Origin of the sequence: Burkholderia cenocepacia (assembly GCF_900446215.1) — a bacterium.
In the GTDB taxonomy this organism is placed as follows: domain Bacteria; phylum Pseudomonadota; class Gammaproteobacteria; order Burkholderiales; family Burkholderiaceae; genus Burkholderia; species Burkholderia cenocepacia.
Window position 1 is genome coordinate 80232 of the sequence record NZ_UAQZ01000001.1, and the last position, 17716, is coordinate 97947.

Annotated in this window: 20 protein-coding genes; 11 read left to right on the forward strand and 9 right to left on the reverse strand. The window is 67.1% G+C overall.

Translation table 11 applies throughout. From position 1 onward, the window contains the following. Nucleotides 1–31: 31 nt before the first annotated feature. The 3 genes from DTA15_RS00305 to DTA15_RS00315 all read left to right on the forward strand — a co-directional run bounded on the left by DTA15_RS00305 (nucleotide 32) and on the right by DTA15_RS00315 (nucleotide 2435). Nucleotides 32–415 (forward strand): VOC family protein, encoded by a 384-nt coding sequence (locus DTA15_RS00305; RefSeq protein ID WP_006483580.1) that lies wholly within the window; start codon nucleotides 32–34, stop codon nucleotides 413–415. Between the two features lie 203 nt (nucleotides 416–618). Further along, complete coding sequence (locus DTA15_RS00310; RefSeq protein ID WP_006483585.1) at nucleotides 619–1446, forward strand: alpha/beta hydrolase; 828 nt, start codon at nucleotides 619–621, stop codon at nucleotides 1444–1446. 95 nt (nucleotides 1447–1541) lie between these two features. Then, nucleotides 1542–2435, forward strand: a complete 894-nt coding sequence (locus tag DTA15_RS00315) for a LysR family transcriptional regulator (RefSeq protein ID WP_006483569.1) — start codon at nucleotides 1542–1544, stop codon at nucleotides 2433–2435. 450 nt (nucleotides 2436–2885) lie between these two features. Here DTA15_RS00315 and DTA15_RS00325 read toward each other — a convergent pair whose 3' ends face one another. Beyond that, nucleotides 2886–4349, reverse strand: coding sequence for an MFS transporter (locus DTA15_RS00325; RefSeq protein ID WP_006483579.1), 1464 nt, complete (start codon nucleotides 4347–4349; stop codon nucleotides 2886–2888). An 818-nt stretch (nucleotides 4350–5167) separates the two neighbouring features. Between DTA15_RS00325 and DTA15_RS00335 the strand changes: the two genes are divergently transcribed. Both DTA15_RS00335 and DTA15_RS00340 read left to right on the forward strand, forming a co-directional pair. Next, nucleotides 5168–6037, forward strand: coding sequence for an RNA ligase family protein (locus DTA15_RS00335; RefSeq protein ID WP_006483567.1), 870 nt, complete (start codon nucleotides 5168–5170; stop codon nucleotides 6035–6037). A gap of 41 nt (nucleotides 6038–6078) precedes the next feature. Further along, entirely contained in the window at nucleotides 6079–7212 is a 1134-nt protein-coding gene (locus DTA15_RS00340; RefSeq protein ID WP_006483574.1) for an AAA family ATPase, read from the forward strand. Between the two features lie 62 nt (nucleotides 7213–7274). Here the strand turns inward: DTA15_RS00340 and DTA15_RS00345 are convergent, their stop codons facing one another. Both DTA15_RS00345 and DTA15_RS00350 read right to left on the reverse strand, forming a co-directional pair. After that, nucleotides 7275–7958, reverse strand: coding sequence for a hypothetical protein (locus DTA15_RS00345; protein ID WP_006493912.1), 684 nt, complete (start codon nucleotides 7956–7958; stop codon nucleotides 7275–7277). Between the two features lie 12 nt (nucleotides 7959–7970). Next, on the reverse strand, nucleotides 7971–8609 hold the full coding sequence (locus DTA15_RS00350) for a hypothetical protein (protein WP_006483583.1): 639 nt from the start codon (nucleotides 8607–8609) through the stop codon (nucleotides 7971–7973). A gap of 180 nt (nucleotides 8610–8789) precedes the next feature. Here DTA15_RS00350 and DTA15_RS00355 point away from each other — a divergent pair, with 180 nt between their 5' ends. The 4 genes from DTA15_RS00355 to DTA15_RS00365 all read left to right on the forward strand — a co-directional run bounded on the left by DTA15_RS00355 (nucleotide 8790) and on the right by DTA15_RS00365 (nucleotide 11071). Then, entirely contained in the window at nucleotides 8790–9893 is a 1104-nt protein-coding gene (locus DTA15_RS00355) for an NAD(P)H-dependent flavin oxidoreductase (protein WP_006493910.1), read from the forward strand. 115 nt (nucleotides 9894–10008) lie between these two features. Continuing rightward, nucleotides 10009–10380 carry a GFA family protein gene (locus tag DTA15_RS00360; RefSeq protein WP_006482256.1) on the forward strand — a complete coding sequence of 124 codons (372 nt, stop codon included), beginning with the start codon at nucleotides 10009–10011 and terminating at the stop codon, nucleotides 10378–10380. After that, nucleotides 10377–10505 (forward strand): hypothetical protein, encoded by a 129-nt coding sequence (locus DTA15_RS38910; RefSeq protein WP_006493914.1) that lies wholly within the window; start codon nucleotides 10377–10379, stop codon nucleotides 10503–10505. The genes DTA15_RS00360 and DTA15_RS38910 overlap by 4 nt, the downstream gene beginning before the upstream one ends. Nucleotides 10506–10615: 110 nt before the next feature. Next, on the forward strand, nucleotides 10616–11071 hold the full coding sequence (locus DTA15_RS00365) for a MarR family winged helix-turn-helix transcriptional regulator (RefSeq protein ID WP_006482257.1): 456 nt from the start codon (nucleotides 10616–10618) through the stop codon (nucleotides 11069–11071). 52 nt (nucleotides 11072–11123) lie between these two features. Here the strand turns inward: DTA15_RS00365 and DTA15_RS00370 are convergent, their stop codons facing one another. The 5 genes from DTA15_RS00370 to DTA15_RS00390 all read right to left on the reverse strand — a co-directional run bounded on the left by DTA15_RS00370 (nucleotide 11124) and on the right by DTA15_RS00390 (nucleotide 13616). After that, nucleotides 11124–11840 (reverse strand): GNAT family N-acetyltransferase, encoded by a 717-nt coding sequence (locus DTA15_RS00370; RefSeq protein WP_006482265.1) that lies wholly within the window; start codon nucleotides 11838–11840, stop codon nucleotides 11124–11126. Nucleotides 11841–12008: 168 nt separating this feature from the next. Next, entirely contained in the window at nucleotides 12009–12338 is a 330-nt protein-coding gene (locus DTA15_RS00375; protein WP_006493913.1) for a DUF4148 domain-containing protein, read from the reverse strand. 73 nt (nucleotides 12339–12411) lie between these two features. Further along, a complete protein-coding gene (locus tag DTA15_RS00380) occupies nucleotides 12412–12738 on the reverse strand; it encodes a DUF4148 domain-containing protein (protein ID WP_034178614.1) in 327 nt (108 codons plus the stop codon). 63 nt (nucleotides 12739–12801) lie between these two features. Then, entirely contained in the window at nucleotides 12802–13128 is a 327-nt protein-coding gene (locus DTA15_RS00385) for a DUF4148 domain-containing protein (protein WP_012492627.1), read from the reverse strand. A 68-nt stretch (nucleotides 13129–13196) separates the two neighbouring features. Then, nucleotides 13197–13616, reverse strand: coding sequence for an organic hydroperoxide resistance protein (locus tag DTA15_RS00390; RefSeq protein WP_012492628.1), 420 nt, complete (start codon nucleotides 13614–13616; stop codon nucleotides 13197–13199). Between the two features lie 397 nt (nucleotides 13617–14013). Between DTA15_RS00390 and DTA15_RS00395 the strand changes: the two genes are divergently transcribed. Next, a complete protein-coding gene (locus tag DTA15_RS00395) occupies nucleotides 14014–15333 on the forward strand; it encodes an MFS transporter (protein ID WP_006482260.1) in 1320 nt (439 codons plus the stop codon). Nucleotides 15334–15389: 56 nt separating this feature from the next. Here the strand turns inward: DTA15_RS00395 and DTA15_RS00400 are convergent, their stop codons facing one another. Beyond that, complete coding sequence (locus DTA15_RS00400) at nucleotides 15390–16277, reverse strand: LysR family transcriptional regulator (protein WP_006482261.1); 888 nt, start codon at nucleotides 16275–16277, stop codon at nucleotides 15390–15392. Between DTA15_RS00400 and DTA15_RS00405 the strand changes: the two genes are divergently transcribed. After that, nucleotides 16276–17613, forward strand: a complete 1338-nt coding sequence (locus DTA15_RS00405) for an alpha-hydroxy acid oxidase (protein WP_006482266.1) — start codon at nucleotides 16276–16278, stop codon at nucleotides 17611–17613. The two genes, DTA15_RS00400 and DTA15_RS00405, sit on opposite strands and share 2 nt — an antisense overlap. The last annotated feature ends 103 nt before the right edge of the window (nucleotides 17614–17716 follow it).

Sequence of the window (17716 nt, forward strand, 5' to 3'; positions counted from 1 at the left end):
ATGAACCACCACAGGAACAGGAGCGAATTCCATGGCACTGATTGACCACCTCGATCATCTCGTGCTGACCTGCGTCGATCCGGAACGGGCCCGGCATTTCTACACCGAGGTGCTGCAGATGCAGCTCGAAACCTTCGGCGCGGGCCGGCTCGCGTTCCGGTTCGGCAACCAGAAGATCAACCTGCACGTGCGCGGCGCGGAGTTCGAGCCGAAAGCGCATGTGCCGGTGCCCGGCGCGCTCGATCTGTGCTTCATCGCGTCTGTGCCGCTCGACGACGTGATCGCGCACCTGCGGCGCGTCGACTGGCCGATCGTCGAAGGGCCCGTCGAACGCACGGGCGCGACGCAGAAGATCCGTTCGATCTACGTGCGCGATCCCGACCTGAACCTGATCGAAATCTCCGAGCCGATCTGACCCGTCGGATGCGGTTGCGCGCACGCCGCCATATTCGTTCGCCGAAAGCGGACAGGCACGCGCCGCGCCCGCCGATTCCGGATAGCCGCGCGCGGCCGCGCTGCGGATAATGGCGCAACGGCGTCGGCCAGGCCGCCGCCTTCGCCGCGCGCTCGGGACGACCGTGCCGCGCGCTTCCGCAACCCGATCCAGGCGCTTCCCGAATGACGATCCTCTATCGCGGCATGGACCGCGCGGCGCTCGACGCCGCGTACCTGAACACGAAGGCCGTTCCCGATTTCCCCGCATTGCTCGCGTCATGCCAGGCGCGCAGTGCGGCGCTGTACGCAGCGACGCCCGGCCGCCGCGACCTGCGTTACGGCGCGCAACCCGCGCAGCGTTTCGACTGGCTGCCGTGCGGGCAGCCCGACGCGCCGCTGTTCGTGTTCATCCACGGCGGCTACTGGCAGCACTGCACGAAAGAGGATTTCGCGTATGCGGCGAGCGGACCGCTCGCGCGCGGCTACGACGTCGTGCTCGCCGAATACACGCTCGCGCCGGTCGCGACGATGACCGATATCGTCGGCGAGACCGGCGCGCTGCTCGACCATCTCGCGGCCGACCGCGACGGCCTCGGCATCGCGGGGCGGCCGATCCATCTGAGCGGCCATTCGGCGGGCGGCCATCTGACGGCGATGCATCGCGCGCACCCGGCCGTGGCGTCGGCGCTTGCGATCAGCCCGCTCGTCGATCTCGAACCGATCGCACTGTGCTGCCTGAACGACAAGCTGCAACTCACCGCGCACGAAGTCGACGCATACAGTCCGCTGCATCACATCGGGCCCGGCGCCCCGACCGTCGTGGCGGTCGGCGAGGCCGAACTGCCCGAACTCGTCCGACAGGCAGACGAATACGCGACGGCGTGCGAAGCCGCCGGCGAGCGGATCGCCCGCACGTGGCTGCCCGGCATGCAGCACTTCGCGGTGCTCGACGATCTCGCGACACCCGACGGCGCGATGCTCGCCGCATTGCACGCCATCGCGCCGCGTTAGCCGCGCCGTATCGCACGCGCACGGCCGGGCGTATGATCGGCGTCAGGCCGGCGCGATGGCGGCGTACCCCGCACGGCCTTCCAGGATTCCACGACATGGTGAACCCGCTTCATTTCGATCTGCAGTCGCTGCGCGTGTTCGCGCTCGTCGCCGAGCACGGCAGCCTGACGAAGGCGGCCGAACACGGCCAGCTCACGCTGTCCGCGGTCAGCAAGCGCATCGCCGAACTCGAAAGCGTGACCGGCAGCGCGCTGTTCGTCCGGCATGCGCGCGGCGTCGAGCTGACGCCCGCGGGCCGCGCGCTGCTCGATCATGCGGCGAAGGTGATCGAGCAGGTCAACCGGATGGCGCACGAGATGAGCGACTACGTCGCCGGCGTGCGCGGCCATATCCACGTCTGGACCAACACGTCCGCGATCGTCCAGTTCCTGCCCGCCGATCTCGCCGCGTTCCTCACCGACAACCCCGGCATCAAGGTCAGCCTCGAGGAGCGGCTGAGTCACGAGATCGTCGACGCGCTCGCGTCGGGCAAGGCCGATCTCGGCGTATTCGCGGACAACGTGCCGGCGCCCGGCATCGAACGGCGGCTCTACCGGCGCGACGAGCTCGTGCTGCTCGTGCCGCGCACGCACCGGTTTGCCGCGCGCGACGGCATCCGCTTCGCGGATACGCTCGACGAGGACTACGTGGGCTTGAGCGACGGCAGCTCGCTGCTCGCGCGCATGACCGACGCCGCGTTCGCGGCGGAGCGCTCGCTGAAGCTGCGGATCCAGGTATCGAATTTCGACGGTGTGAGCCGGATGATCGAGGCCGGGCTCGGCATCGGCGTGTTGCCGCGCGATGCGGTGACCGGCGAACGCGCGGCGCGGCTCGGTGTCGTGAAGCTCGACGACGCGTGGGCGACGCGCACGCTGTGGGTCGGCGTGAAAGCCGGCACCGTGCTGACGACCGACGTCGCGAAGCTGTTCGATTTCATGTCGGCGCGGTGAAGCGGAGCTGCCCGCGGTTAAAACGGTTCGGTGCGGGCGCCCGGGAACGCGATCATCGGTTCGCGTTCGAGCCTGTTTCAGACGTTCTGCTCATTTCCTCGAAAGGTTGTTCTGGGGCCGCCCAATGAACGAATCGAGCTACCGCATCATTATCGCCTTTGCCTGCGTAACTTATGGCATCGGGATATCCGCAATCATGGCATTTCTCCCGGAACGGATATTGGCTTTCTATTGCAGATCGAAGGCCTGGCGATGGTCGTACAAATTCTTTTACAACATGTCTCCGGAAGACATCATGTCGGCCACGATGGTTCGAATCACCCGATTCCAGGGGTGGGTGGGGCTGGTGTTCTGTACGGTCCTTATGCTGGGCCTCTTGTTCCGCCGGTAGCGGTGGCGTCGCCGGCTCGCTCATTCAGGAGCGCCATCTTCCCATACCCCACATCGCCGTCAAACCGGATTGATGTCGTCCTGGCTGCGCCGCGTGGTCAGCGGTCCGAGCACGCGCAGCGTGACGGCGACGATGCCAAGCGCGACCGAGATCACGCCGAACATCGCGCCCGCGCCGTAGTGGCCGAGCACCGGCAGCAGCACGAACGGCAGCGCGCCGCTGACGATGCGCGACAGCGCATAGGTACTGCCGATCGCCGTCGAGCGCACGCGCGCCGGGAAGATCTCGGCCTGGTACACGTGATACGCGTTGCTGAACACGTTCGACGCGCACGTCGTCAGGAATCCGAAGCCGACGATCAGCACGGTATTGCCCGAATACGCGAAGCACAGCCCGAACACCGCGATCGACAGGATCGACACGATCACGAGCGTGCGGCGCTCGATCCAGTTGAGCAGCGGAATCGACAGCAGCGAACCGATCGGGTAACCGATGAACGACAGCGCGATGAACAGCGTGCTGTCCGTCACGTCGAAACCGCGGCTTTTCACGACCGTGCCGGCCAGCGTACCGAATCCGTAATAGCCGAAGCCCTGGAGCAGGTGAAAGATCGCCAGCATCACGTAGCGCGCGCCGTACGGTTGGTGGCGCAGCAGCGCGATGCGCTCGCCGAGCCCGAGCGGCCGCTGCGGCTCGACCGGTGCCGCGAAGTGTTCGGGCACGCGCACGCCGGCGCTATCCGCGAAACGCCGCAGCGCCGCGTGCGCGTCGGCCGTGCGGCCTTGCGCGAGCAGCCAGCGCGGGCTTTCCGGCAGCCGGTGCTGAACGAACAGCACGTACACGGCGCCGAGGCTGCCGATCGCGAGGATGATGCGCCACCCGGCGACGCCCGCCACCTGCAGCGGGTTCAGCCACAGCGCGAGAAAGCCGACGAGCGGCACCGCGACATACGAAGTCGTGTAGGCCCACGCCGCGAGCCGCCCGCGCTTGTCCTTCGGCAGGATTTCGGACAGGAAGCTGTCGGCGACCGGATAGATCGCGCCGACGCCGATGCCCGTCAGGAACCGGCATGCCACGAGCATGTCGGCGTTCACCGAAAATGCACCGACCAGCGAGAACGCGCTGTACCACCCGAGCGTGAGCAGGAACGCCTTGCGCCGGCCGATACGGTCGGCCAGGCTGCCGAGGCACATCGCGCCGACGAACATGCCGATGAACGCGGACGCCAGCAATAGCTTGAAATCGGCGCTTTGCCGGCTCAGCCCGTATTCGTGCTGCAACGCGGAGCCGATCGTACTGACGAGAAAGATCTCGTACATGTCGAAGAACAGCCCGATGCCGATCACCCAGACGACGAACCGGTGCAGCGCACCGACCGGCAGATCGTCCATGAAATCGCCGAGCGTGACGCGGCGGCCGGGAAGGGCCGCTGCATCGGCGCCGGCGCCTGCTGAAGCGGCCGGCGGCCGCGCGGATTCAGGTCCGCCGGCATGGCCGCCGAGGTCGAGGGATTGGCTGTTCATCGTGTCTCCTGATTATCGATATGCCGGGGCGCGGGGCCCGGCCGTTCGCGACCGGCGTCACGCGCCGGCCGCGCGACGCGACGCGACGGCAGGCATCGCCGGACTCGTGCAAGCGCCGGTCATGCCGGCTGCGCCGATCGTCCGACACATGGTGGGCAAATCGGCGGCACGTGATAATTGCGGATGTTTCAAGCGTCCTTTCCTGAGCAGAAAGGGTCGGGCGCCCGCGGCAGCCCGTATTCGCCCGGCAGGCCGTTGCAGCCTGCGTGGCGGGCGGGGGCGTATCGAAAACGATGGGCCCCCCGCGCCATCCTGCGGGCCGGGAAAACCATGACGTCGGTTGCGTGGCCGCCGGCGCAACCGCCGCCGACGGCCACGCAACCGACGCAGCAAGCGAACGGCACGATGCCGGCGATCGCTTCGGCACCCGATGTGGCGAAAAACATACACATAGGATTCCGGATCATTCATGCATCGATCACGCGTGCGGCGCGTCGCAGCAGGCGCTCAACGCGTTCGAAAGGCCGTAACGAACTCGTCCGGTCGTGCTTGACACCGCCGGAATCGTTTCGTAGCATCCGCCTGCTTCATCCCTGAACCCTCATCGAATCGGTGATCCAAGTGCCCGCAATCATTCGTCCCTTCGCCTGATACGCCGACGACTGCCATCCCGGCCGCGTCGTCCTGCCCGGTTCCGCTCGCGCCATCGCGCCGGAACGGTGATCGCAGGGCCGCTGCCGGACTCGCACTGACACCGCAACGCACTCCTGTCCGTTCGTTCACGTCGTCGGCTTTTTCCCTGTTTCCGGAGAAAGACCATGACGCTGGATTTTCGCGCCTACGCGCAATCGCTCGACCTTGCACGCTACCCGCGCACGCCGCACCTTGAAGGTTCGCGCCTGCAGGACGGCGACGAAGGTCACGACCACGTTCCCTATCGCACCCTCGCGGGCGCGCACCTCGTCGTCGAGGAAAAGCTCGACGGTGCGAACACGGGCATCAGCTTCAGCCCGGCAGGCGAACTGCTGTTGCAGTCGCGCGGCCACTATCTGGCCGGCGGCGGCCGCGAGCGGCAGTTCGGCTTCGTGAAGACGTGGGCGGCGGCCCATGCCGGCTGGCTGCTCGAGCGCCTCGGCGATCGCTACGTGATGTACGGCGAGACGATGAGCAAGAAGCACGCGGTGTTCTACGACGCGTTGCCGCATCATTTTCTCGAATTCGACGTGTTCGACCGTGCGACCGGCCGCTTCCTGTCGACGCCTGCGCGGCGCGCGCTGCTCGCCGACGGCCCCGTACTGTCGGTGCCCGTGCTGTACGAGGGCGTGGCGCCGGCGCGGCTCGCGGACCTCAAGGCGCTGCTCGGCCCGTCGCTCGCAAAAACGCCGGACTGGCGTCACGCGTTCGAGCACACCGTGCGACGGCAGGGGCTCGACCTCGCGCGCGCGTGGCAGCAGTGCGACAAGTCGGAGCAGTCCGAAGGGCTCTACGTGAAGATCGAGACCGACGACACGACGACCGCGCGCCTGAAGTGGGTGCGCCACGATTTCGTGCAGGCGATTCTCGATTCCGCGCGCCATCACTCGGAGCAGCCGTTCATCCCGAACCTGCTCGCGCCGGGTGTCGACCTGTATGCACCGCGTCCGACGGTGACGTGGGGGCCGAGCCCGGCTGCGCATCCGAACCAATGAATGCGAAGCGGCCGCCTGCCGCTTCGACAGGAGTCTCGATCATGAAGTACGAACATCTGCAGGCGCTCGTGCCTGCGCCCGGCCGGCAGCCGGACTATCGCGCATGCCTCGCGGCGTTCCCCGCGCTGGAACACGCGAAAACCACCCCGCAGGAGCCCGCGCATCACGGCGAAGGCGACGTGTGGACGCATACGATGATGGTGATCGATGCATTGCTCGCGCTGCCCGGTTATCGGACGGCGTCGCGCGCCGATCAGGAAATCGTGTTCCTGGCCGCGCTGCTGCACGACATCGCCAAGTCGAGCACGACGGCCGTCGATCCCGTCACCGGTGCGATCGGTCATCCCGGCCACTCGCGCAAAGGGGCGATCGACGCGCGTATCGCGCTGTGGGATGCCGGCGTGCCGTTCGCGGTGCGCGAGGCCATCTGCCGGATGATCGCCGTGCACCAGGTGCCGTTCTTCGCGATGAGCGGCTCGCGCCGCGGCACGCCCGAGTTCATCGCGCGCGAGCTGTCGTGGCAGGTCAGCCTGCCGCTGTTGTGCCTGCTCGCCGAAGCCGACATTCGCGGGCGCATCTGCAACGACACGCAGCGTGTGCTCGACAATATCGAGCTGTGGCGCGAACTGGCGCGGGAGGACGGCTGTTACGGCCAGCCGCGTGCATTCGCCGACGCGCATACCGCACTCAGCTACTTCCGCGGCGCGGACGTGCATCCCGACTATCCGCTGTTTCGCACGCCGGGCTCGCCGGTCGTCGTGATGGCGGGCCTGCCGGCATCGGGCAAGAACACGTGGGTCGCGCGGCATCATCCGGATCTGCCGGTCGTGTCGTTCGACGATGCGCGCGATGCGTTGGGACTGCGTCACGGTCGCAACGAGGGCGCGGTCGCGCACCATGCGGTCGATGCCGCGAAGGCGTTGTTGCGCGACCGGCGGCCGTTCGTGTGGAATGCGACGAACCTGTCGCCGCTGATGCGCAAGAAGACGCTCGACCTGCTGTATGCATACGGCGCCGACGTGACGCTCGTGTACCTCGAACGGCCGCGCGCCGAACTGTTGCGCCGCAATGCGCGGCGCGACACGTCGCTGACGAACCGGGCGCTCGAGGCGATGCTGCTGCGCTGGGATCTGCCGCTGCCGACCGAAGCGCATGCGGTACGCTACGAAGTCTGACGGGCGATGTCGTCGTGCACGCCGGTACGCCGCCTGTCATCGCGGCGTACCGGCGGCGCACCTCATTTCAGTTCCGGATTCTGCTGCGTCGCGCACGCGCGCAGCGCGGCCACGCGCTCGCTGTCGCCGAGCTTCTCGAACAGATCGGCCATCTCCATCTGCGCGACCGGATCGCCTTCACGCGCCGCGCGCCAGCGCAACGACGCGATCATCCCCCTCACGCGTTCGCCGGGCGTTTCGCCGTCGTAGCCCGACATCGCCTGCATCACGTCCGCGAGCTTGTTGTATCCGGCCGGTACCTGATGCGCGAGCAGCCACGCGACCGCCGGCTGCGCGCCTTCCCAATCCTCGTCCTCGAGCGAACTGTTGACGAGTCGCGCCGCCGCGCGCCACGCGCCGAGCGACGCGGCTTTCGCGTACGCTTTGTCGGCATCGCGACCGCGCGACGACGGCGCCGCGTCGAACGCCGCCTGCGCAGCGGCCGACGGCGGCGGCACCGCGAGCTTCGTGCAGCGGAACGCGCCGTCATCGGGCGCGTTGCCGGGCAGACGGGCCCAGCGCAGCTGGTCCTTCAGCGCGCGATCGAGCGTCGGCCGCACGTCGCTTTCCTTCATCGACGCGAATACCCAGGAAGTGCGCACCTGGCGGGCGGCGTCCCAGTCGTCGTCGGCCACGGCGTGTTGCGCGAATGCCAGGCAAGCGGCCGCGCAGGCGATCCGGAGCAGTTGTCGTGCAGGGGATGTCATCGTGGACTCCCCTCAGCTCGCGATGACGATGAAGGCCGTCAACGCAATCGGGAACAGTGCGAGGCCAAGCAGGCCCAGCGCGCCGTCCGCCGCCATCGTGATCGGCGACAGGGCGAGCTTGGCGCCCTTGCCGAGTACCGATGGCCGCTCGATGACCTTGACGTCATACTCGTGATTGAACGCCTGCGGGAGTGACGACGGCGTGACGTCGTTCGGCTGGTAGCGCTTGCCGCTGATCGTACCGCTCTCCGTCAGCTGGTGGCGCTGGTCCTTGAAACCGTCCGCGAGCGCACGCTCGCGAAGCTCGGAGCCGGGAGGCGCATCCTCGCGCGCAAGCCGCAGCACGTAACGCCCGGAGATCGTATCGCCGTGCGTCTCGAAATCGTCGAAGTCGGTATACAACTTGGGACGGTAGGGTGCCGTGAGGTTGACGGCGAGGGCCGGCGGCACATCGAAAATGTAGTGATACTGCTTGCCGATCACGACGAGCTTTTTCCCGTCCGCGCTGATCAGGAACGCCGAGAGCGTTTCCCGGTATTCAGGGTCCTTCATCAGGCGATGGGTGACGGGCCCCAGGTCGGCGCTGGAACAGCCGGCCAGCATGCCGGACGCCGCCACGGCGGGCAGCGCGAGAAATGTTCTTCTTTTCATGGATGGTGTAATGGTGTTGTTCGTTATTCGGCCAAACCGCATGAATGTCGGGTGAAGCGTTCGACGAACGCTGCACGGTGACGGCCTTGGACGCGGTTTCGCCGTCCGCTATTCTAGGGATGAAACCGGCAATGCGATACGTGCGGCCGGCATTTCGGCTGCCACCAGGAGACCAGCACCATGCATCAACCGACCGACCGCCGGGCAACCCTGTTGCGCACGCTCGGCATCCGCGCGCCGATCGTGCAGGCGCCGATGGCCGGCGTCAGCACGCCGGCGCTGGCCGCCGCCGTCTCGAACGCGGGCGGGCTCGGCTCGCTCGGCGTCGGCGCAACCGATTCCGACGGCGCACGCAAGATGATCCGCGACACGCGCGCGCTCACCGACCGGCCGTTCAACATCAACGTGTTCTGCCACCGTCCGGCGCAAGCCGACGCGGCCGTCGAGCGCGCGTGGCTCGACTGGCTCGCCCCCGCGTTCCGCGCGTATGGCGCGACGCCGCCTGCATCGCTGTCGGAGATCTACACGAGCTTCGTCGCGGACCACGCGATGCAGGCGATGCTCGTCGAGGAAAAGCCGGCGGTCGTCAGCTTCCATTTCGGGTTGCCGTCCGCTGACGTGATCGCCGCGCTCAAGCGCGCGGGCATCACGCTGTTCGCCACGGCGACGAATCTCGACGAAGCCCGCCAAGTTGCCGCCGCCGGCATCGACGCGATCGTCGCGCAGGGCATCGAGGCCGGCGGGCATCGCGGCGTGTTCGACTCGACCGCGCACGACGATCGCCTCGGCACATTCGCGCTGACGCGCCTGATCGTGGGCGAATGCGCGCTGCCGGTGATCGCCGCCGGCGGCATCATGGACGGCGCGGGCATTGCCGCCGCGCTCGCGCTCGGCGCGCAGGCCGCGCAGCTCGGCACCGCGTTCGTCGCGTGCCCGGAGACGTCGATCGACGACGGCTACCGCCGCGCGATCCTCGGCGAGGCGGCGCACCGCACCACGTTCACGCACGCGATCTCGGGCCGCGTCGCGCGCGGCATCGCGAACCGGCTGACCGCGCTCGGCGACGACCCGCGCGCGCCGGCCACGCCTGCGTATCCAATCGCCTACGATGCGGGCAAGGCGCTGCATGCGGCCGCGAAAGCGCAGGGCGAATTCGGTTACGGCGCGCAATGGGCGGGGCAGGCGGCGCCGCTGGTCCGCGCGCTGCCGGCGGCCGAGCTGTTCGCGGCGCTCGAACGCGAAACGCGGGCGGCAATCGAGCGGATGCAGCACGTGCTGGACTGATCGCCTGCCGCGGATGTGCAATGTTCTGTATCCGCGCCGCGCGCGGATACAGTGCGATACAACGCCCGCGCGCGGCTTCGCTATAAAGCAGGCATGACCTCTTTCGGAGCCCGTCATGTCTGCCACCTGGTTCAAAGGGTCCTGCCATTGCGGGGCCGTCAAGTTCGAAGTCACGGCGGCCATTGCGCCGGCCGTCCGCTGCAACTGCAGCCTGTGCCGCCGGCGCGGCGCGCTGATGAGCCCGATGTTCGCCGCCGCCAACCTGACGATCGTCGAAGGCGAGGGCGCGCTGACCTGCTATCAGTTCAACACGCACACGGCCCGTCACTATTTCTGCAGCCGGTGCGGCGTCTATCCGTTCCACCAGACCCGCAAGGACCCGGCATGCTGGCGCGTCAATCTCGGCTGCCTCGACGGCGTCGATCCCTATGCGCTCGACGCGACGATCGCCGATGGGGCGAGCCTCTCGGTCGTGGAGGACGCATGAAACGCTGGCTGATGATCCTGCTGTTTGCCGCGGGCGGGCTCGCGACCGAAATCGCGCATCCGGTGCAGTGCACGTTACTGTCGGTCAGCCGTCAGCCAACCGGCAAGCGCCGCGAGCCGGGCTGAGCGAGCGCGGCGCGCGTCAGCCGATCGAGACCGATTATCATGCCTCCGATAAAATCGCATGCGATATATAATGCGTTGTCTGCGACCGTTCGCGTCGCTGGAGGAAGTCCATGAAACCGACCGAAACCCCGTCGCCCGCCGCGCCGAAGCTGTCCGAGTTCCTGTGCTTTGCGATCTACTCGGCGAACCTTGCGTTCGGCAAGGCGTACAAGCCGATCCTCGACGAGCTCGGCCTCACGTATACGCAGTACATCACGATCATTGCGCTGTGGGAGCAGGACAACCAGACCGTCGGCCAGCTCGGCGAGAAGCTGTTCCTCGAATCCAACACGCTGACGCCGATCCTGAAGAAGCTCGAGGCAATGGGCTACCTGGAGCGGCACCGTGATCCGTCCGACGAACGCCAGGTGCTCGTCAGCCTGACGAAAAGCGGCCGCCGCGTGCGCGAGAAGGGGCTCGACATGAACCTCGTCGAAGCCACCGGGCTGAAGCCGGACGAATTCGCGAAAGTGCAGAAGGCGATCGTCACGTTGCGCGGCAACCTGATCCGGTCGACCGAAGCATAAGAACGCTCAGGCCCGGCCAACGGCCGGCGCGGGAATCGCGCCGGCCGCGTTGTCACGTGTGCGCGTCGCCCAGCACCAGCAGGTGCATCTCGCGACGGACGACGAAACCGAGCGCGAGATAGCGCTCGATCGCCACCTGGTTCGTCGTGAGGACGTGCAGGAACGGCGTCTCCGCACGCGCGCTGATCGTCGCGATCAACGACCGGATCAACCGCGCGGCCAGCCCTTGCCGCCGAAACGCGGCGTCCACGCAGACGGCGCTGATCTCGGTATACCCTTCGACCTGCATCCGCTGGCCGGCCATCGCGGCCAGCCGGCCTTCGCTGCGCACGCCGATGTAGTGGCCAAGCTCGAACGTGCGCGGGCCGAACGGGCCCGGCTGCGCGGCGGCGGCTAGCGCGAGCATGTCCGGCACGTCGGCTGCGCCGAGCGGAACGGGTTCCGCTTCGTGCGCCGCGTCCAAGGTTCCTTGCCAGGTCATTTGAAGCAACGTCGCGCGCCGGATCGCCGACAGGCTCGCCGGCGCCTCGATCTCGTCCGGCGTGACGAGCGCCGCCGGCCCGTGTGCGGCGATCAGCTCGCACAGCGCGTCGAACGACGCCGGGCTCGTGTCGTCGATCGCGGCAAACGGCGCGATGGCCGTCGGGAACCGCCGCGCGCGACCCTCGCCAAGCGCAAAGCGGCGCTGCCGGCCCGTGAGCGCATGCCAGACGACCCGGTCGAGCACGTGCGCATCGGCTGTCGCGTTTCCGGTCATGGCGTCCGGCATCGGCGGCTCCTTGGTGGAAGATGGGGAGCCGCACAGAATAATCCCGGACAGGGCGAACGGGTAGCGCTGGCGATACGGTCCGGGACAATACCAATAAAAAAGCGCACGCGATTACATCGCATGCGCTTTATATGGCAGAGGTCGGCGAGTGAATTCGCCGTACCGCGCTCAATGGCCGAAATAGATCGAGCGCTCGGCGGTGCGCACCGTGTTGCGGCTGCCGGACTGCGTGGCGCCGCCGGCATCGCTGCCGTAACCGGCTGCCTGCGTGTCGGCCGCGACGGCACCGTGGTCGCGAATCCGGTTCAGCGCCGCCTGGATATTGTCCGGATAGTTCGGATCGTTGGGACGATTCGGCTGGTAGCCGGCTTGCTGCAGCGCGGCCAGTTCCGCACGCACCTGCGCACGCGTGACGGTGCTTTCACTTGCAAAAGCCGGCGCGGCGACGGCGGCCGACACGGCAACGAGAACGGTGGCAATCAGTTGGGTCTTCATCATTTACCTCGACAGGATTCGGGAATTCGGGAGTTGTGCACCACACGCCGACTATCGGCGTCGTTCGCGCGTTCGTTCAATGACCGAAGTAGATCGAGCGTTCGGCGATTCGCGTCGCCGGCCGGCTGCCCGACTGCGTAACAGCGGCGGCATCGCTGCCGTAGCCGGATGCCGACGTATCGGCCGCCACCGCGGGACTCGCGTGAATGCGCGTCAATGCGGCCTGCAGATCGTCCGGGTAGTGCGGATCGTTCGCGCGGCCCGGCCGATAACCGGCTTGTGCCAACTGGACGAGCTCGGCGCGTACCTGGGCGCGGGACACGACGGCTTCGTCGGCGAACGCCGGTGCGGCGGCGGAAGCGGAAACAGCAACGAGAAGGGCAGCGATCAGGCGGGTTTTCATCATGCACCTCGACAAAATGGAATCAGCGATAAAGGGAATCAGGTTCACGTACCGGGCGGGCGCTCAGTGACCGAAGTACACCGAGCGCTCGGCCACGCTGACGACATGCCGGCGGCCGGATTGCGTCGCGGTGTCACCGTTGCCGCCGTAGCCGGCCGCCGGTGCGTTGGCCGCGACGGCATCGTCGGCGCGGATCTGCGTCAGCGCGGCTTGCAGATCGTTCGGGTAGGTCGCGTCGGTCGCGCGGTTCAGCGGATAGCCGACGTGTTGAAGCTGCGCGAGTTCGGCGCGTACCTGCGCACGCGTCACGGTGGCTTCATTGGCAAACGCCGGAGCGGCAACGGCAGACGAAACAGCAACGAGAAGGGCAGCGATCAGTTGGACTTTCATTTTTTTCACCTCGATGGAAAAGGAATCGGGAATTCGGGAGGGCGGCGCTCGGCCGCCCGATGCAACGCTCAGGCGATCCGGATGTCGACGTCGATGTTGCCGCGCGTCGCCTTCGAATACGGGCAGGTCTGATGCGCAGCGTCGACGATGCGTTGCGCGACGTCGCGCTCGAGCCCCGGCACGCTCACGTTCAGCCGGGCCTGCAGGAAGTACGCGTTACCCGCCGTGCCGAGATCCACTTCGGCGTCGACCGCGAGATCGGCCGGCAGCGTCACCTTCGCGGCGCGCGCCGCAAGCTGCATCGCGCCGATGAAGCAGGCCGACCAGCCGGCCGCGAACAGTTGCTCCGGGTTGGTGCCGGTGCCGGCGCTGCCCGGCGACGACAACTGGATGTCGAGGCGGCCGTCGGAACTGCGCGCGGCGCCGTCGCGGCCCCCGGAAGTCGTATGCGTCTTGCCCGTGTACAGCACTTTCTCGATCTTGCTCATCATTTGCTCCGTCGGTTGGTTTGTCTCAGATGCGATTCGATCGCATGCGACGCAGTTTCCGCCTGACGGCCACCCACGTCAAGCGGATTCGATTAAATCGCATGCGATATTTTGTATTTCAATGTATCCGGATCGTGTAGCGCCTCGCGGGACAAGGCTTTCCGGCGATTCGGCATCGATTGCCGGGCATCGACGAACGGCGACCGATTCCGGAAAGGCGGCGGGAGAGCAGGGTAGCCCGCCGATCGATGTTTCCAGAAAGCGAACAGGCTCCTTGTCATTATTTCGCTTTCTACAACGCACCGTCTCTTCTAACCTTGCCGGACCCGATCGCGAGCGGCCCACCCACGGCCAGCGCTTGCACGGACAACGAGCACATTCGAAACGGAGACATTACGTGTCGCGCGCCAGCCCTCTTGCAACGGCCACGGATTCCCGGCCGACCGGAACCCTCGCGAACCTGCGGTCCATCTTCAGCGGATCGGTAGGCAACCTCATCGAGTATTACGACTGGTACGTCTATTCGGCGTTTTCGCTGTACTTCGCGAAGGCGTTCTTTCCGAACGGCAACCTGACCGTGCAATTGCTGAACACGGCGGCCATCTTTGCCGTCGGTTTCATCATGCGTCCGATCGGCGGGTGGCTCGTCGGCATGTACGCGGATCGCAAGGGGCGCAAGGCCGCGCTGCTCGTGTCGGTGCTCGCCATGTGCATCGGCTCGCTGATCATCGGGCTGACACCCGGCTACGACACCATCGGCATCGCCGCGCCCGTGCTGCTGGTCATGGCGCGGCTGCTGCAAGGGCTGAGCCTCGGCGGCGAGTACGCCAGTTCGGCGACCTATCTGAGCGAGATGGCCGCCCCATCCAGCCGCGGTTTCTATTCGAGCTTCCTGTTCGCGACGCTGTCGCTCGGCCAGTTGCTCGCGATGGGCGTCCTCGTGGTGCTGCAGCAGTTCTTCCTGACCACCGCGCAGCTCGAAAGCTGGGGATGGCGCATCCCGTTCCTGCTCGGATCGCTGCTCGCCTGCAGCGCGATCTTCCTGCGCAGCAACATGAAGGAAACGGCCTCGTTCGAGCAGCATCGCCAGAGCAAGCGTCGCCACGCGTCGCTCGCCGACCTGTTTCGCCACAAGCGCGAATGCCTGATCGTCGCCGGCCTGACGCTCGGCGGCACGGTGGCCTTCTATGCGTACACGACGTACATGCAGAAGTTCCTCGTCAACAGCGCGGGGATGAGCAAGGCCGACGCGTCGATGGTCTCCGTGCTCAGCCTGCTTGCGTTCGTCGCGATGCAGCCGATCTTCGGCAGCCTGTCCGATCGCATCGGCCGTCGTCCGCTGCTGATCGCGTTCGGCATCCTCGGCACGCTGTGCACGGTGCCGATTTTCCAGGCGCTGCGCGGGGTCCAGACGACCGGCAGCGCGCTGGCGCTGATCATCGGCGCGCTGCTGATCGTCAGCCTGTATTCGTCGGTCAGCGCGGTGGCCAAGGCCGAGCTGTTCCCGGTCGGCGTGCGTGCGCTGGGCGTGGGGCTGCCTTACGCGATCACCGTCTCGCTGTTCGGCGGCACGGCCGAGTATGTCGCGCTATGGATGAAGAGCATCGGACACGAAGCGTGGTTCTTCTACTACGTGTCGGGATGCGTGCTCGTGTCGTTGCTCTGCTACCTGTGGATGCCCGACCCGAAGCGCGTCTCGCGCATCGACGAAGCCTGACGGCCACGCGCCCGTTCCCGGCCGCCCGCGCGTGACGCGCGGCGGCCAATCGCGCATCAGCGGAAATCCGCATACTGCCGCACCAGCGACAGCATCGACGGTATCAACCCGCGCACGTCGCCGCGACGCCACTGGAACGCATACTGAAGCGGCGTCAGCGGCGGCTCGCTCGTCAGTTCGACGAGATCGCCGCCCAGGCGCGCACGCGCCCAGTCGACCGGCAGGAAGCCGATGCCGACGCCTTCACTCAACATCCCGGCCACCGCGCTCCAGTTGTTGCACGCGATCCGGCGCGCATGATTGATCCCGCATGCCAGCAGCCAGTCGTCGAGAATGCGCGTCACGCCCGAACCGGACGGCAGCAGTACCAGCGCATGACGGGCGATCAGCGCCGGCGTCAGATCGCGTTCGCTGCCGACCAGCGTCTCGGCCGCCATCCACGCGAACCGCGCTTCCGCCACCGGCTGCGACATCACGCTGCCGCGCGACGAACGGCCGGCGATCACCGCGAAATCCAGCTCGCCGGCGTCGACTTTCTCCTCCAGCGCCGCGCCCACGTCGACATACGGCTCGAGCGCCAGCTTCGGATGCAGCTTCTGGACCGCCGCGACGAAGCGCGGCAGCCACGTCAGCGCCGACAACTCGCCGACGCCGAAGCGCAGCCGGCCGCTCAACCCTTCGTCCCGCGCGACCGATTCCTGCAACGCGGCGACGGACTCGAGCACCCGCACCACGGCGGGCAGCAACGCCTCGCCGTCGTCGGTCAGCACGGCACGATGGCCGCTGCGGTCGAACAGCGTGCGCTCGACCACCTGTTCGAGTTCGTTGATGCGCTTGGACAACGACGACACCGACAGATGGAGCCGTTGCGCGGCGGTCGAGAAGTTGGCGCAGGTCGCCGCCCAGTAAAACGCGTCGAGTTGCTTGAGAGTCGGAGTCGCCATGGTCTTTCGCTTTTATCGAACAAATTCCTTGGAAGATTATCGCTTTTTAAGCGCCTCGCGCGACCCTAAAATTCCCGCATCGATTCGACAACAGGCCGCAGAAATGACCCCGTCCGCCTCATCCCGTCCCGCAGCCAGCCGTCCGCTGGCCGATACGCGCCCGCCGCGCGTGCTGCGAAACATGCTGAGCCTCCACGATTTCGAGGCGGCGGCGCGGCGCGTGCTGCCGCGCCCGATCTTCGGCTATGTCAGCGGCGCGGCGGAGGACAACCGCACGCGCGACGACAACCGCGCCGTGTTCGACGAGTACGGATTCGCGACGCGTGTGCTGCGCAACGTTTCGCAACGGCAACAGACGGTCGAGCTGTTCGGACGGCGCTATGCGTCGCCGTTCGGCATCGCGCCGATGGGTATCCATGCGCTGTCGACCTATCGCGGCGACATCGTCTTGGCGCGGGCCGCGCAGCGCGCGGGCATCGCGTCGATCATGAGCGGCTCGTCGCTGATCCCGCTGGAAGAGGTGGCGGCCGCCGCGCCGGGTACCTGGTTCCAGGCGTACCTGCCCGGCGATCCCGATCGTATTGCCGCGTTGCTCGAACGCGTCGCGCGCGCCGGCTACCGGACGCTGGTGATCACGGTCGACATTCCCGTGTCCGCCAATCGCGAGAACAACGTGCGGACCGGCTTCACCACGCCGCTGCGCCCCGGGCCGCGCCTGTTCTGGGACGGCATCACGCGGCCGCGCTGGCTCGCGGGCACCTTCGCCCGGACGCTGCTCGCGCACGGCATGCCGCATTTCGAAAACTCGTTTGCGACACGCGGCGCGCCGATCCTGTCGTCGACCGTGCTGCGGGATTTCTCCGCGCGCGACCATCTCGACTGGGGCCACCTGAAACGGATCCGGCAGGAATGGAAGGGCGAACTGGTGATCAAGGGGATTCTCAGCGTGGACGATGCCGTGATCGCGCGCGACATCGGCGCCGACGGCATCATCCTGTCGAACCACGGCGGCCGCCAGCTGGACGGCGCGGTGTCGCCGATGCGGATCCTGCCTGACGTGGTCCGGGCGCTCGGAGCGGATTATCCGGTGATGATCGACAGCGGGTTTCGTCGCGGGTCGGATGTGCTGAAAGCGGTTGCGATGGGCGCGCGCATGGTGTTCGTCGGGCGGCCGTTCAATTACGCGGCGGCCGTGGCCGGGCAAGCCGGTGTGCTGCATGCGATCGGCCTGCTGCGCGACGAAGTGGACCGGAACATGGCGATGCTGGGCGTCGGGCAATGCAGCGCGTTGACGCCCGACGTGCTGATTCGGAAAAGTGGATCGTCGGCGGCGTAGGTGGCCAGGTCGCAGCCGGACGGGCTCGGCGGACGCTTCGACCGGTTCGCGGCAGGGCAGGTGAATCGAAGGTCTGCGGCTGTTGCCGCGTAAGCCGATGGCG

Excerpts from the sequence above, each read along its gene's own strand:
- DTA15_RS00390 (WP_012492628.1), bottom strand. The coding sequence starts at position 13,616 with ATGAGCAAGATCGAGAAAGTGCTGTACACGGGCAAGACGCATACGACT.
- DTA15_RS38910 (WP_006493914.1), top strand. The coding sequence starts at position 10,377 with ATGAAACGCTGGCTGATGATCCTGCTGTTTGCCGCGGGCGGGCTCGCG.
- DTA15_RS00305 (WP_006483580.1), top strand. The coding sequence starts at position 32 with ATGGCACTGATTGACCACCTCGATCATCTCGTGCTGACCTGCGTCGAT.
- DTA15_RS00375 (WP_006493913.1), bottom strand. The coding sequence starts at position 12,338 with ATGATGAAGACCCAACTGATTGCCACCGTTCTCGTTGCCGTGTCGGCC.
- DTA15_RS00370 (WP_006482265.1), bottom strand. The coding sequence starts at position 11,840 with ATGCCGGACGCCATGACCGGAAACGCGACAGCCGATGCGCACGTGCTC.
- DTA15_RS00335 (WP_006483567.1), top strand. The coding sequence starts at position 5,168 with ATGACGCTGGATTTTCGCGCCTACGCGCAATCGCTCGACCTTGCACGC.
- DTA15_RS00310 (WP_006483585.1), top strand. The coding sequence starts at position 619 with ATGACGATCCTCTATCGCGGCATGGACCGCGCGGCGCTCGACGCCGCG.
- DTA15_RS00365 (WP_006482257.1), top strand. The coding sequence starts at position 10,616 with ATGAAACCGACCGAAACCCCGTCGCCCGCCGCGCCGAAGCTGTCCGAG.
- DTA15_RS00385 (WP_012492627.1), bottom strand. The coding sequence starts at position 13,128 with ATGAAAGTCCAACTGATCGCTGCCCTTCTCGTTGCTGTTTCGTCTGCC.
- DTA15_RS00405 (WP_006482266.1), top strand. The coding sequence starts at position 16,276 with ATGGTCTTTCGCTTTTATCGAACAAATTCCTTGGAAGATTATCGCTTT.
- DTA15_RS00325 (WP_006483579.1), bottom strand. The coding sequence starts at position 4,349 with ATGAACAGCCAATCCCTCGACCTCGGCGGCCATGCCGGCGGACCTGAA.
- DTA15_RS00350 (WP_006483583.1), bottom strand. The coding sequence starts at position 8,609 with ATGAAAAGAAGAACATTTCTCGCGCTGCCCGCCGTGGCGGCGTCCGGC.
- DTA15_RS00345 (WP_006493912.1), bottom strand. The coding sequence starts at position 7,958 with ATGACATCCCCTGCACGACAACTGCTCCGGATCGCCTGCGCGGCCGCT.
- DTA15_RS00400 (WP_006482261.1), bottom strand. The coding sequence starts at position 16,277 with ATGGCGACTCCGACTCTCAAGCAACTCGACGCGTTTTACTGGGCGGCG.
- DTA15_RS00315 (WP_006483569.1), top strand. The coding sequence starts at position 1,542 with ATGGTGAACCCGCTTCATTTCGATCTGCAGTCGCTGCGCGTGTTCGCG.
- DTA15_RS00380 (WP_034178614.1), bottom strand. The coding sequence starts at position 12,738 with ATGAAAACCCGCCTGATCGCTGCCCTTCTCGTTGCTGTTTCCGCTTCC.
- DTA15_RS00340 (WP_006483574.1), top strand. The coding sequence starts at position 6,079 with ATGAAGTACGAACATCTGCAGGCGCTCGTGCCTGCGCCCGGCCGGCAG.
- DTA15_RS00360 (WP_006482256.1), top strand. The coding sequence starts at position 10,009 with ATGTCTGCCACCTGGTTCAAAGGGTCCTGCCATTGCGGGGCCGTCAAG.
- DTA15_RS00355 (WP_006493910.1), top strand. The coding sequence starts at position 8,790 with ATGCATCAACCGACCGACCGCCGGGCAACCCTGTTGCGCACGCTCGGC.